The 12,949-nt window shown below is 63.9% G+C and carries 13 protein-coding genes; 5 read left to right on the top strand and 8 right to left on the bottom strand.

Features of this window, described 5'->3' with window-relative positions:
* Positions 1-499, top strand: a 499-nt coding sequence (locus ACFOSU_RS03610) for an integrase core domain-containing protein (protein ID WP_380686536.1), incomplete at its 5' end; no start/stop codon positions are given.
* Here ACFOSU_RS03610 and metC read toward each other — a convergent pair.
* Complete coding sequence (gene metC, locus ACFOSU_RS03605) at positions 496-1,659, bottom strand: cystathionine beta-lyase (protein WP_380686534.1); 1,164 nt, start codon at positions 1,657-1,659, stop codon at positions 496-498. The genes ACFOSU_RS03610 and metC overlap by 4 nt on opposite strands.
* 125 nt (positions 1,660-1,784) lie before the next feature.
* On the opposite strand from metC, the gene ACFOSU_RS03600 reads away from it, so the two are divergent.
* Positions 1,785-2,555, top strand: a complete 771-nt coding sequence (locus tag ACFOSU_RS03600; RefSeq protein ID WP_380686532.1) for a glycerophosphodiester phosphodiesterase — start codon at positions 1,785-1,787, stop codon at positions 2,553-2,555.
* Between the two features lie 6 nt (positions 2,556-2,561).
* On the opposite strand, the gene ACFOSU_RS03595 is transcribed toward ACFOSU_RS03600, so the two are convergent.
* A complete protein-coding gene (locus ACFOSU_RS03595) occupies positions 2,562-3,545 on the bottom strand; it encodes a glutathione S-transferase family protein (RefSeq protein ID WP_380686530.1) in 984 nt (327 codons plus the stop codon).
* A gap of 4 nt (positions 3,546-3,549) precedes the next feature.
* Positions 3,550-5,421, bottom strand: coding sequence for a signal peptide peptidase SppA (gene sppA, locus ACFOSU_RS03590; protein WP_380686528.1), 1,872 nt, complete (start codon positions 5,419-5,421; stop codon positions 3,550-3,552).
* 196 nt (positions 5,422-5,617) lie between these two features.
* Here sppA and trxB point away from each other — a divergent pair, with 196 nt between their 5' ends.
* On the top strand, positions 5,618-6,634 hold the full coding sequence (gene trxB / locus ACFOSU_RS03585) for a thioredoxin-disulfide reductase (RefSeq protein WP_380686526.1): 1,017 nt from the start codon (positions 5,618-5,620) through the stop codon (positions 6,632-6,634).
* Positions 6,635-6,679: 45 nt separating this feature from the next.
* Complete coding sequence (locus tag ACFOSU_RS03580; protein ID WP_380686524.1) at positions 6,680-7,192, top strand: C40 family peptidase; 513 nt, start codon at positions 6,680-6,682, stop codon at positions 7,190-7,192.
* A gap of 117 nt (positions 7,193-7,309) precedes the next feature.
* Here the strand turns inward: ACFOSU_RS03580 and rplS are convergent, their stop codons facing one another.
* From rplS to dctP, 4 genes are all read right to left on the bottom strand, one after another.
* Positions 7,310-7,657 (bottom strand): 50S ribosomal protein L19, encoded by a 348-nt coding sequence (gene rplS / locus ACFOSU_RS03575; protein ID WP_380686522.1) that lies wholly within the window; start codon positions 7,655-7,657, stop codon positions 7,310-7,312.
* A gap of 242 nt (positions 7,658-7,899) precedes the next feature.
* Positions 7,900-9,267 (bottom strand): TRAP transporter large permease, encoded by a 1,368-nt coding sequence (locus ACFOSU_RS03570; RefSeq protein ID WP_380686520.1) that lies wholly within the window; start codon positions 9,265-9,267, stop codon positions 7,900-7,902.
* A 3-nt stretch (positions 9,268-9,270) separates the two neighbouring features.
* On the bottom strand, positions 9,271-10,386 hold the full coding sequence (locus tag ACFOSU_RS03565) for a TRAP transporter small permease subunit (RefSeq protein WP_380686518.1): 1,116 nt from the start codon (positions 10,384-10,386) through the stop codon (positions 9,271-9,273).
* 85 nt (positions 10,387-10,471) lie between these two features.
* Positions 10,472-11,614, bottom strand: coding sequence for a TRAP transporter substrate-binding protein DctP (gene dctP / locus ACFOSU_RS03560; protein ID WP_380686516.1), 1,143 nt, complete (start codon positions 11,612-11,614; stop codon positions 10,472-10,474).
* Positions 11,615-11,889: 275 nt separating this feature from the next.
* On the opposite strand from dctP, the gene ACFOSU_RS03555 reads away from it, so the two are divergent.
* The gene (locus ACFOSU_RS03555) at positions 11,890-12,033 is read left to right on the top strand and encodes a hypothetical protein (protein WP_380686514.1); all 144 of its coding nucleotides are present in this window, start codon (positions 11,890-11,892) and stop codon (positions 12,031-12,033) included.
* 132 nt (positions 12,034-12,165) lie between these two features.
* Here ACFOSU_RS03555 and trmD read toward each other — a convergent pair whose 3' ends face one another.
* The gene (gene trmD / locus ACFOSU_RS03550; RefSeq protein WP_380686512.1) at positions 12,166-12,930 is read right to left on the bottom strand and encodes a tRNA (guanosine(37)-N1)-methyltransferase TrmD; all 765 of its coding nucleotides are present in this window, start codon (positions 12,928-12,930) and stop codon (positions 12,166-12,168) included.
* Between the last annotated feature and the right edge of the window lie 19 nt (positions 12,931-12,949).

The raw sequence follows: 12,949 nt of genomic DNA, 5'->3' as shown, positions 1-12,949 counted from the left end.
CCGGGTGACCGGCAGTCGCCGTGGCGCCAGCCAGGGCGCGGGCTGGGACTACGTGCACGTGGCCATCGACGATCACAGCCGGATCAGTTGGGCCACGATCAAGCCAGACGAGACCGGCGCCAGCGCGGTGGCCGCGCTGATCGCGGCCGTGCGCTACTACCGCGGCCTGGGCGTGCGCATCACGCGCGTGCTAACCGACAACGGGGCCTGCTATAAATCGCACGCCTTCGCCCGCACCTGCCGGCGGCTGGGCATCAGCCACCGCCGTACGCGCGCCTACCGGCCGCGCACCAACGGCAAGGCCGAACGCCTGATCCAGACCGCGCTGCGCGAGTGGGCCTATGCGCGTTCATATGACAACGCAGACCAGCGTGCCGCCCATCTGCCCCACTGGCTGCATCACTACAATTGGCACCGGCCCCATGCCAGCCTCGATTACAACCCGCCTATCAGCCGGCTCGGATTGACTGTGAACAACCTGGTGGGTTTACACAGCTAGCCAGTAAGTCGCGCCAGCCCGGCATCGAGATCGGCGATCAGGTCGTCGATATCCTCCAGCCCGGCGTGGATACGCAGCGTCTGGCCCGGCGCGTCCCAACGGGTTGCGGTGCGGCTGCGATTCGGGTCGATCGGCAGGATCAGGCTTTCATAGCCACCCCAGGAAAAGCCCATGCCGTAGAGCGCGAGATTGTCGAGCATGGCGGCCAGACGTTCGCGCTCGCAAGGTTCCAGCACGATCGCGAACAGGCCGGAGGAGCCGCTGAAGTCGCGCTGAAACAGCGCATGCTGCGGATGATCGGCGCGCGCCGGGTGAATCACCTGCGCGACGGCCGGTTGCTCGGCCAGCCAGTTGGCCAGCGCCAACGCATTGGCTTCGTGCACCGGCAGCCGCTGGCCCATGGTTCTCAGGCCGCGCAGACCCAGATAGATATCGTCCGGGCCGGCGCAATAGCCCATGGATGCCGCACTCTTGCGTACCGCCGGGTAGTGCGCTTCGTTGCAGTTGATCACGCCCAGCATGGCGTCGGCGTGGCCGACGATATATTTGGTGGCGGCATGAATCGAGATATCCACGCCGTGCTCGAGTGCGTTGTAGAACAGCGGCGTGGCCCAGGTGTTGTCGGCCAGCACGGTGAGATCATGACGATGCGCCACCGCGGCCAGCGCCGGCACGTCGCTGATCTCGAAAGTCAGCGAGCCGGGGGCTTCCAGGAACACCGCCCGGGTGGCGGGCGTGATCAGGGCCGCCAACGCCTCGGCGTCGATCGTCGGGTCGAAATAGACCGTCTCCACGCCCAGGCGCTTGAGCAGCCCCTCGCACAGGTTGCGGGTCGGCCCGTAGACGTTGTCGGTCACCAGGAGCTGTGTGCCGGTCTCGGCAACGCTCATTACCGCGGCCACGATCGCCGCCAGCCCGGAACAGGTGGTCACCGCTCCGAACGCGCCTTCCATCTCGGCGACGGCCGTCTCGAAGGCGAACTGGACCGGGGTGCCGTTGCGCCCGTAGTAGACGCCCTTGAACGGATTCCTGGTCGCCGCCTCGAGCGCGTCGAGCGATTCGAACAGGACCGTGGACGCATGATAGACGGGCGGATTGACCATGCCCTGCTGGGCCGCGGGGTCGCGGCCGGCGTGGACGAGACGGGTCGCTCTTTTCATCGTGACGGGCACTCCGGGTGGGCGTTGAGCGTCACGCCGATTGCGTATGAGGTGATGGCCAGCGGCTATACTGCTTGGGCCGCTCGCGAATCAAGCCACATGTGAATCGACGCCTGGAAAATCTATTGTCCCATACAGCCGAGGCGGTGTTTTCACGCCTGCCGGGGCGCGCGCCTTCGGCCGAACAGCTGGCCCGGGCCAGGATCGTGGCGCACCGCGGCCAGCGTGACGATATCACCGTGTTCGAGAACACCTTCGCCGCGTTCGACCCGGTAGTCGACGCGGGCGTGGCGGCGATCGAATTCGATATTCGTTACACCCGGGACGACGAACCCGTGGTGGTGCACGACGCCGATCTCGAGCGGGTGTTCAACCTGCCCGACGTGATTGCCAATACGCCCTGGAAGACCCTGGCCCGGCGCGCGCCGCAGCTGCCGCATCTGGCCGACCTGGTCGAGCGCTACGCGACCCGCGCGCATCTGATGATCGAACTCAAGACCCGCGGCAGCGCCCGCGCCGAACAACGCCTGGCCGACCACCTGGGCACGCTGACACCGGTGCGGGACTTTCATATGCTGTCGCTGGACACCGCCCTGTTCGACGGCGCGGCGGCGCTGCCGGCCCGCTGCTACCTGCCGGTGGCCAAACTCAATCTCGCCACGCTGCACCAGTGGGCCCTGGCACACGACTGTGCGGGACTGGCCGGCCCCTATGCGTTGATGCGCGCGCGCCACATCCGCGAACTGCATGGCGCGCGAACCTTCGTCGGCAGCGGCTTCGTGGCGTTGTCCGCGATTCTCATGCGCGAGATCGGCCGCGGCATCGAATGGATCTTCACCAACGAACCGCTGCGTCTTCAGGCAGCGCTGGACGATGCCAGAGCCCGTCGTTGCTGAACGTCGCTAACCACCGGACTGGGCGGGTCCGACAGCCTCGCGCCCATGCGGCGCATACAGATCCAGCGCCGGCCCGGCCGGTACGATGCCGGTCGGATTGATGGTCGGATGGCTACGGTAATAATGCTGCTTGATATGACTGAAGTCGGTGGTCTCGGCGATGCCGGGCACCTGGTACAGCTCGCGCAGGTAACCTGACAGATTCGGATAATCGGCGATCCGGCGCAGGTTGCACTTGAAATGACCCACATAGACCGCGTCGAAGCGCACCAGGGTGACGAACAGACGCCAGTCGGCTTCGGTGATGCGATCGCCGGCGATATAACGACGCTCGGCCAGCCGCGCATCCAGCCAGTCGAGCGCGCCGAACAGCGCTTCGAACGCCTCTTCATAGGCCGCCTGCGTGGTGGCGAAACCGGCCTTGTACACGCCGTTGTTGACCTCGTGATAGACGCGCTCGTTGACGGCGTCGATCTCGTCGCGCAATCCCTGCGGATAGTAGTCGCGCTCGGGATGTTCGGCGAGCGTGTCGAACGCGCTGTTGAACATGCGCACGATATCCGCCGATTCGTTCGACACGATGGTTTCGTGATGGCTATCCCACAATGTGGGCGTGGTCACCCGCCCGGTATAGCCGCGCGCGGCTTTCTGATACAGCTCGAACAGATGTTCGAGACAGTAGAGCGGGTCACGGATCGCGCCCGGCGCGTCGGAGAACGACCAGCCCCATTCGCCCATATAGGGATCCACGATGGACACGTCGATGATCTTCTCGAGCCCCTTGAGCTTGCGCACAATCAACGTGCGATGCGCCCAGGGGCAGGCCAGCGACACATACAGATGATAACGGCCGGCCTGCGCGGCGAAGCGCGCCTGCGGGTCCGGGCTCACCCAATCCCGGAAACCGGCCGATTCACGTACGAACTTGCCGCCGGTGGAATCGGTGTCGTACCACTGATCCTTCCATTGACCTTCGACGAGTAGTCCCATCGTGTTACTCCATTCTCAAGGCGGAGGCGGCGCGGCTCGTGTCGTTGCCGCCGTCGACTTCGCAGAAACAGTGTGCATACAGATGACGCGGGTCGTTGAGGCCGTGCCGTAACCAGCCGAGCGCGCTGTCGCGGGTCACGCTTGCCAGCCATGACGGCATCAGCGCGGACTCCACGTGCGACGACAGCAGCTCGCGCACCGTGTTGCGCCAGCTCGACGGCGGCTGCATCAATTGCAGCGCATAGTCGCCCGGCCTGAGGCCCGCCAGCTTGGCAGCGGCCTGCTCGGCCCGGGTGTAATCGCCGAGTTCGTCGACGAGCCCGATACGGGCCGCGTCGGCGCCGCTCCAGACCCGGCCCTGGGCGATACGACGCACCGCCTCTTCCTGCATGTTGCGCGCCGCGGCGACGTGGCCCACGAACTGGCCGTAGCCGTGTTCGACGCCGGCCTGCAGCATCATCTTCACCGGCTCGGAGAGCGGCTGGTCCAGACGCAGCGCGCCGGACAACGGCGTGGTGCCGACGCCGTCGGTATGAATGCCCAGCTTGTCGAGCGGCTCGTCGAAGGTCGGCACCACGGCAAAGATGCCGATCGAGCCGGTGATCGTCGACGGCTCGGCCCAGATCTGATCGGCGTTCATCGATATCCAGTAACCGCCCGAGGCCGCCACGCCCGCCATCGACACCACCACCGGCTTGCCGGCCTCGCGGGTGAGTGCCACCTCACGGCGGATACGCTCGGAGGCAGTCACCGAACCGCCCGGCGAATTCACCCGCAGCAACAGCGCGGCGACGTGATCGTCACGCCGCGCATCCGCGATCAGGCGCGATACGGTATCGCCGCCGGCCGAGTCGGGCACGCTCTCGCCGTCGACGATCGCGCCCTCGACCACCACCACCGCGACCCGGCTGTCGGTACGCGGCGCCGGCTGATCGGCATCGGTGGCATTGAGATAGTCGACCTGGTTGATCTGACGGAAACTGCCGTGCGTCTCGTCGGTACCGACCCGCTTGCGCATGTCTTCACGCACATCCGGCAACGAGGCGACCCGGTCGACCAGGCCCGCGTCGCGCGCCATCTGCGCGGCATCGCCACCGAGCTGCTGCAGGGTATCGGCAAAGCCGTCGATATAGTCGCCGATCCCGTCTGCGGTGGTATCACGCTGACGGGTAATGACATCGCCGTAGGTCGCCCACAGCGAGTTCAGCCAGGTCTGGTTATCGGCACGCGCGGCCGGCGACATGTCGTTGCGCGTATACGGCTCGACGTAGGATTTGTATTTGCCCACACGGAACACGTTGATGGTCACGCCCAGCTTGTCGAGCGCGTCCTTGTAATAGTTGCGAAACGCGCCGTAGCCGGGAATGAAGACGAAACCCAGCGGATCGAGATAGATTGTATCCGCATGACTGGCGAGCTCGTACTGGGCCTGGTCATAGGACGGCGACCACGCCACCACCGGCTTGCCCGACTGCTTGAAGCGATCGACGGCGGCGACCAGATCCTGCAGCTGGCCGGGCTGCGCGGCGCCGAGTTCGTCCAGCTTCAGAAACGCCAGCTTGATGCGATCGTCGTCGGCCGCACGATCGAGCGATTCGATCAGATCGCGGACCACCGACTGGCTCTGCGGCTGCGACACCAGCGAGCTCACGAGCGTACCCACGCCGCCGCTGCGCTGTTCGACCAGATTGCCCACCGGCGCCCACACCAGCGCGCTGTCGTTCTGCACGTTGACGTTCGGGTGACTGAAGAACGCCAGATACACGCCCACCGGCACCACCAGCAGCACGATGATCAACAACAGGGCGTAGACAAGCGCAATCGTGCGCCAAACGCCGGAAAAAAGACGGCGCAAAAGCGAAGGTTTCTTTGCCACGGCAACTCCGAAGGATCGGTCGCGGCCGCCACGGGCAACACGACCGTTGAAAGCGTTGGATGCAAACCCGGGCGACGCGTGGCAGTGTAGCCGCTCACGCGCCCTTTCGCGACTTGAATTCGCCGCGGCAGCGCCTCATTAAATGGGTCTCGAAGCCATACGATCGCGCCGCGCAGACCGACGCACGGAATCAACCATGAGCAAAGACAACGTCGTCCATCATCGCCTGATCATTCTGGGCTCCGGCCCGGCCGGTTATACCGCCGCGGTGTATGCCGCGCGTGCCAATCTTGAGCCGGTACTCATCACCGGTATGGAACAGGGTGGCCAACTCATGACCACCACCGATGTGGACAACTGGCCGGGCGACGTCGAAGGCCTGCAGGGCCCCGGCCTGATGCAGCGCATGGAAGAACACGCCAAGCGCTTCGATACGAAAATTCTTTTTGATCATATTCATACGACGGATTTGTCGAAACCACCTTACCGTCTCGAAGGCGACCGCGGTATCTATACCTGCGACGCGCTGATCATCGCCACCGGCGCCACCGCGCGTTATCTCGGCCTGGAATCGGAAACCGCGTTCATGGGCAAGGGTATTTCCGCCTGCGCCACCTGCGACGGCTTCTTCTACAAGGGCAAGAACGTGGCCGTGATCGGCGGCGGCAATACCGCGCTGGAAGAAGCGCTGTATCTGTCCAACATCGCCGCGCATGTCACCGTGGTCCATCGGCGCGACAAGTTTCGCGGCGAGAAGATCCTCGCCGACAAACTGTTCGACAAACAGGCCAATGGCAACGTGTCGATCGTCTGGGATCACGAACTCGACGAAGTGCTCGGCGACGAGATGGGCGTGACCGGCGGCCGTATCAAGCACAAGCAGACCGGCGAAACCCAGGAACTCGACGTCGACGGCATATTCATAGCGATCGGCCACAAGCCGAACACGGATATCTTCGCGAGCCAGCTCGATATGGCCGGCGGCTATATCAAGGTGCAAAGCGGCATCCAGGGCAACGCCACGGCCACCAGCAAACCCGGCGTGTTCGCGGCCGGCGACGTGATGGATCATGTCTATCGTCAGGCGATCACCTCGGCCGGCAGCGGCTGCATGGCCGCACTCGACGCCGAGAAATATCTGGACGCGCTCACCGAGGACGATACGGCCCGCGAAGCACATATGGAAAGCCAGGTCGCACACCGCGAAATCTAACGCTTTCAGCTAGGCGGCGCACGACGCTTGAGGCATGATGAGGGCATGACTGCCTCCATTAGAATAGCCTTGTCGCGCGCCGCGCTTTTCGTTCTCCTGTGCCTGTGTCTGGCACTGGCCGCCTGCAGCACGGTGCCGAATGCCGAAGAGGAAATCGCGCCGTCGACAGACACGCGCGAAGCGATCGCCTCGCTGGCACTCGAACAGCTGGACGCCCCCTACCAGGCCAACGCCGCCGGCCCCAAGGCCTTCGACAATAGCGGCCTCACCTATTTCGCCTACCACGGAGCCGGCGCTGAACTGCCGCGCGAGACGCAGGCGCAGCTCGATGCCGGCAAGCCCATCGATCTGGCCGAAGCGCAACCTGCGGATCTGTTGTTCTTTCGTGTGGAAACGGCGAACGGCGGCGATCAGATGCTCGTCGGCCTGTATACCCAGACCGCGGAAATGCTCATGGCCGCGCCGAACGTGCAAGGCCACACCGGCGTGTCGCTCATCAGTCTGGACGACGAGTTCTGGCAACAGCGCCTGGTCGGCGTGATTCGTCTGCTGCCATAAAGAGCGCAACGGCGCGGGCCCGACCGGCCCTGATTCGCAGACAAAAAAACGGCGCCTCTAGCGGGCGCCGTTTTTCGTTTGCGCGAACGTGTCGCGCGAAAAGCGTAACCGCAGGGGTTAGAGCTTTTCCTTGATACGCGCGGACTTGCCGCTGCGCTCACGCAGATAATAGAGCTTGGCGCGGCGCACGTCGCCGCGGCGCAGTACCTTGATCTCGGCCAGGCTCGGCGAGAAGGTCTGGAATACGCGCTCGACGCCTTCGCCGTGCGAAATCTTGCGCACCGTGAAGGCCGAATTCAGGCCGCGGTTGCGCTTGGCGATAACCACGCCTTCAAAAGCCTGCAGACGCTCGCGCTCGCCTTCCTTGACGCGGACCTGCACCGAAACGGTGTCGCCGGCCGAGAAGTCGGGGATGTTCTTGCCGCTCTGCTGTTCGGCTTCCAGTTCGTCGATGATGTTGCTCATGGTCTGTCTCTGTTGCGTTCTCGAGAGCCGCGGGTCTTGCTAAAGACGCGGGAGTATACCGGAATCGAATCCAGATTTCGCCTGCGATCTCGCCAAAAAACAAAATAATCGCACCGCGTGATCCGCGATGCCGATTGCAGGCACCTCGTTACCGTCTCGATAGCCGGCGAAAAGCCGCGTGGGCGCCACGTGTACGGCCCATGAGCGGGGGCGCGCTGTGCCACGTCTGTGCCGCCGGCGGGTCAACCGCTATAGATCTGGCGCGGCAGCCACAGCACGATTTCCGGAAACAGGATACACAAGCCAAGGCCGGTTGCCTGCAGACCAATGAACGGCAGACTGGAGCGATAGATCATCGCCATGGTGACCTCGGGCGGCGCCACGCTCTTCAGGTAGAACAGCGAATAGCCGAACGGCGGGCTCAGAAACGAGATCTGCAGATTGACCATATAGACCACGCCGTACCAGAGCGCGACCTCGTTCGGCGCCACGCCGGGCAGCCCGAACAGGCCCGCGAACGGCAACGAGGTGATCAGCGGCACGAAGATCGGCACGGTCAGCAACAGAATACCGACCCAGTCCAGGAACATGCCCAGAATCACCAGAATCCCCATCATGATCAGCAGGATGCCGTAGGGTCCGAGATTCGTACCCAACAGCATTTCGGCGACGAACTCTTGGCCGCCGCTTAAGATGTAGAAACCCACGAACACGGTGGCGCCGAACACGATCCACAGCACCATGGCCGTGGCCTTGAGAGTGGTCAGGGCCGCGTCCTGAACTGCGCCGACATTCAGGCGCCGGTGCAATGCCGCCACCACAAGCGCGCCGAAGGTGCCGATGCCGGCCGCCTCCACCGGGGTCGCGATACCGGCAAAGATCACGCCGAGCACCAGCGTCACCAGGAATATCGGTGCGATCATGCCGCGTAGCAGTCTTATCTTCGCGCGTACCGAAATGCGCTCCTCCACCGGCAGCGGCGGACCCAGGCTCGGATCGATCGTGCAGCGGATGGTGATATAGATCACGTACAGGCTGGACAACAACAGCCCCGGGATCACCGCGCCGATGAACAGCTGACCCACCGACTGCTGCGCGATCACCGCGTACAGGATCGCCAGGATGGAGGGCGGAATCAGAATACCGAGGGTGCCACCCGCCAGGATCGCCCCACACGCCAGCTTCGGTGAATAGTCACGCTTGAGCATCGCCGGCAGCGCGATGATGCCCATGGTCACTTCCGTGGCCCCGATCACGCCCGCCATGGCCGCCATGATGGTGGATGCCACGACGGCCGCCGTGGCCAGGCCGCCACGCAGCCCGCCGAGCAGCTTGTAGACCATGTCGAAGAGTTCTTCGATCACGCCGGCGCGTTCGAGCATGGTCGCCATGAAGATGAACAACGGTACCGCCGAGAGCTGGTAGTTGGTCATCATCGGAAAGATGCGCGAGGGCAGGATGTTGAGCATCTGCGCGTCGCCGAACAGGAACAGGAAGATACAGCCCAGCCCGCCGGTGGCGAAGCCCAGAGGCAGCCCGGCCATCAGCACGATCACCAGCGATGACGACATCAGCAGGGTGAGCCAGGCGATATCGATTTCCCAGCCCATGCGCTATGCCTCGCCGCGCCGAAGTAATGCGATATTGCGGATCAGATCGGCCAGCCCCTGAAGCAGGATCAGCGCCGCCCCCAGCGGCAGCGCGAACTTGACCGGCCAGTACTGGATCCCCCATTCGGTGAACGACACTTCGCGCACTTCGAAGGCGTCGTGGAAGAAGATCCAGCCGGTGCACAGCAGCGTGCCGGTGAAGATGAAGAAAAACACAGAGGTCACCACGTCCATCACCGCGCGCGAGCGCAGCGGCAGATAGTTGTAGAGCACGTCCACGCGCACATGCGAGCCTTCGCGCAGTGCAAACGCGCCCGACAGCAGATACTGCATGCCGAACATCAGGAACATGCTCTCGTGCACCCAGTTGGTGGGCGAGTTGAACACATAGCGGGCGATCACTTCGTAGTAATAGGCGAACACGGCAAGCACCGCCCACCAGGCCACGAATTCGCCGATGATCGTGCTCAACCGGTCGACGCGGTCGGCGAACGGCGAAGGCATGTCGACGCCCGGAATACGCGGTTCGCCGCCCTCGTACATCTCGCGGTCGGAGGCGTAGTCCTGGGCGGGTGGCTCGCGTGCCGCGCAGCGTCGAACCATGCCGGGCAACAGCACCGCGTCGAGCGCCACCAGCAGCAGAATCAGTACGCCGCTGATCAGGGCCACGTTATGCCACCAGCGATAATCGGCCTCACCCTGGGCGAATGCCTGCCGCGCCGCGACGAGATCCTGTCGCGACGTCTCGATACGACGGGTCAATGCTTCGCTGGGCGCGGCCTCGGCTGCCTTGGCATAGCGCTCGACCTTGAACTCGGCCACGGTGACGTCGTTGCGCGCCGACGAAATGATATTTCGGGCATCGCGGTCCTGCATGTTGGCGAGCAGTATCACCAGAAACAGCGGGATGAAGATCAGCCCCCAGGCGCTGCGTAGATAGAACCGGTGCAGTCCGATGAATCCGCCCGAGATCAGCAGCATGTAAGCGATGCCGGCGCTCACGCCGGGCGTCTCGCTGGCACGGCCACGTCGCCCCACGAGAAAAATCGCGATGACCGGGAACAGGATCAGCCCCAGCCAGTAAAGCCAATGGGGCAGAACGAAAGTCAGACTGGGCATGGCGGCACGCGGCTCCCCTCGAAGACCGGTCGCGGCGGCGCCGGGACCGGTCATTCCCCCTTTTACGAACAGAACATTCCCGGAATCAGATCTTCAGCGACTGACCCTTGATCATGTCCGGCGTCACGTAGCCGGTCTGCGGCGACATCATGTAGTCGAGCTGGACCTGGAATATCTGCGCGGCCGCCTTGCTCTTGTTGGCCCAGGCATACCAGCGCGGTATCGCCAGCTTGGTGAAGGCGACCACATCCTCCTGCGACAGACGCGTGACGAGCGTGCCGGCCTCCTCGAACTTCTTCCAGGCTTCCATATCCGCCTGCTGAATCTTGGCGTAATGGACATCCGAGTAGACGTGCGTCTCCATTTCCACGAACTGCTGCATGGCCGGCGACAGCGCCTGCCACTGCTTCATGCCCACGGTGAGATCCATCAGATCCACCGGCTGATAGATGGACATGAAGCCCGGCGGGCCGGTGACGATGAAGTCGGTGACTTCCTGGAAACCAAGCGCATAGTTGACCGCCGGGCCCACGTAATCGGCCACATCGATGGTGCCCTTCTCCAGCGCCGGGAAGATCTCACTGCCCGGCAACAGGGTCGTCTTGGCACCGGCCGCCTGGAACACCTCGGCCACCATGCCGCCCGGCAGGCGCATCTTGCGGCCGCGGAAATCGTCGATCGAACGGATCGGCACCTTGGAGTGGATGATGTTGGCGTCGTGCTGGATCGGGCCGACGTAGTGCATGCCCTGCTTCTTGAATTCCTCGCGGGCGATCTCGAGCCCGCCAAGGCTATAGTAGAAGGTGTCCCATTCGCCGGGCTGGCGCAGCCCGAGCGGATACGAGGTGAGAAATACGGCAGACGGCATCCGCCCCGCCCAGTAGATGGTGAACGGGTTCATCGCATCCAGCACGCCGTTCTTGACCGCGTCGAACAGCTGGAAGTCGCCGACCACCGCGTTCGCGCTGAACGGCTTGAACTCGAGTTCGCCGCCGGTCTTCTCGACGATGCTATTGCACCAGTCCTCGAAGATTTCCAGGCCGGTACCGCCCGGCCACGAGGTCTGCACCTTCCAGGTGGTGGTCTTGCCGGCCGCGGCGTTGCCGATGAAGGGAAAGCCCAGGGCTGCCGTGGCGCCCAGCGCTGCCCCGCCGGTGAGCAACTGTCGCCGGACGGTGCTGGCGACGCCGGTCGGGCCGTGATTCGTCGGATGGGTCTGGTCTGTCATGATGCCGCTCCCCTGTGCCTGATTTGTATTTGCTGTTATAGAGGCAAGAACGCTGCGTTGGCGTAATCCGCGATCAGCGGATAAGCCGGTCACTTCTCGATCCGCCGTGCTGGCGGAACTGATTGACGATTAGCATGGCGTCCGCGCAAAGACAATTGATTGGGGACTGACTTCGACTAAATGGGTATGGCGGCCGCAACGCCCATGATTTATATGCATGTAACAGCCTTGATTTCAGCGTTGGATCCGGGCGCGTATCGGCTCCGATTCCGCCCATGATCGAAATCGTCAGCAGATTCAGCAAACTGCCGTCGGCCTGCCGTCGCGGCCTCGGCCGAGCCGAAAGCCGTCGCCGACGCAGCAATTCGCTCGAGAGTCGGGCCCATGACCCGATCCACGCCGGCGCGGCGATCGATTGAGTTCGGATTGCCAATGCGGGCACTCGGGCCCGGATGCCCGGATGCGCGGCTGAAAACAGGCTAGCGTAGCCCGGATCAGAGGCATGAACGCAATGCGCCGGTATCGGGCACTCGACCCCGGCAATACCGATGTTAGCTTTTCGGCTTCGGCTCTCGGGTCGTGCCCTGCTCGGCGATGAATTCCGCCAGCAGCTCATGCTGACGCGTATCCAGCGCGAGCGCCTCGAGCAGATCGGGGCGACGTAGCCAGGTCGCGCCGAGCGCCTGCTTCTCGCGCCAGCGCGCGATCCTGGCGTGATCGCCGGACAGCAGCACGTCCGGTACGTTCTCGCCCAGCGCCTGCTCCGGCCGGGTGTAATGCGGATGATCGAGCAGGCCTTGGGTGAAGGAGTCCTGTTGCGCCGATCGACTGTCGCCGAGTACGCCATCCAGCAAGCGAGCCACAGCGTCGATGATCATCATCGCCGGCAGTTCGCCCCCGGAGAGCACGACATCGCCGGCAGACAGCTCAAAATCCACATGGGCGTCGACGAAGCGTTGATCGATGCCTTCATAGCGCCCGCATACCAGCACGAAGCCGTCGGTGGAGGCCAGCTTCTCGGCCCAGGCCTGGTCGAAACGTTCACCCTGCGGCGATAGCATGATGACCGGCGCGGGTTTGGCCCGCGCAGCGCGAATTCGCTCCAGCGTGCGAGCCAGCGGCGGTGCCTGCATGACCATGCCCGGGCCGCCGCCGTAGGGGCGGTCATCGATACGACGATTGGGGTTGTCGGCGCTATCGCGCGGGTTCCACTGCGCCAGGGTCAGCCGCGCATCGCGCAGACCGCGCCCGACAACGCCGAACTGTTCCAACTGCGCGATCCATTCCGGAAACAGGGTGATGACGTCGATATGCATGATCGCGTTGGCCCGATCC

It is taken from the genome of Salinisphaera aquimarina (genome assembly GCF_042643355.1).
Taxonomy (GTDB): Bacteria; Pseudomonadota; Gammaproteobacteria; order Nevskiales; family Salinisphaeraceae; genus Salinisphaera; species Salinisphaera aquimarina.
Note: the sequence above shows the minus strand (reverse complement) of the source record. Positions and strands in the feature narration are given on the sequence as shown.

Excerpts from the sequence above, each read along its gene's own strand:
- metC (WP_380686534.1), bottom strand. The coding sequence starts at position 1,659 with ATGAAAAGAGCGACCCGTCTCGTCCACGCCGGCCGCGACCCCGCGGCC.
- ACFOSU_RS03595 (WP_380686530.1), bottom strand. The coding sequence starts at position 3,545 with ATGGGACTACTCGTCGAAGGTCAATGGAAGGATCAGTGGTACGACACC.
- trxB (WP_380686526.1), top strand. The coding sequence starts at position 5,618 with ATGAGCAAAGACAACGTCGTCCATCATCGCCTGATCATTCTGGGCTCC.
- ACFOSU_RS03580 (WP_380686524.1), top strand. The coding sequence starts at position 6,680 with ATGACTGCCTCCATTAGAATAGCCTTGTCGCGCGCCGCGCTTTTCGTT.
- rplS (WP_380686522.1), bottom strand. The coding sequence starts at position 7,657 with ATGAGCAACATCATCGACGAACTGGAAGCCGAACAGCAGAGCGGCAAG.
- ACFOSU_RS03570 (WP_380686520.1), bottom strand. The coding sequence starts at position 9,267 with ATGGGCTGGGAAATCGATATCGCCTGGCTCACCCTGCTGATGTCGTCA.
- ACFOSU_RS03565 (WP_380686518.1), bottom strand. The coding sequence starts at position 10,386 with ATGCCCAGTCTGACTTTCGTTCTGCCCCATTGGCTTTACTGGCTGGGG.
- dctP (WP_380686516.1), bottom strand. The coding sequence starts at position 11,614 with ATGACAGACCAGACCCATCCGACGAATCACGGCCCGACCGGCGTCGCC.
- ACFOSU_RS03555 (WP_380686514.1), top strand. The coding sequence starts at position 11,890 with ATGATCGAAATCGTCAGCAGATTCAGCAAACTGCCGTCGGCCTGCCGT.
- trmD (WP_380686512.1), bottom strand. The coding sequence starts at position 12,930 with ATGCATATCGACGTCATCACCCTGTTTCCGGAATGGATCGCGCAGTTG.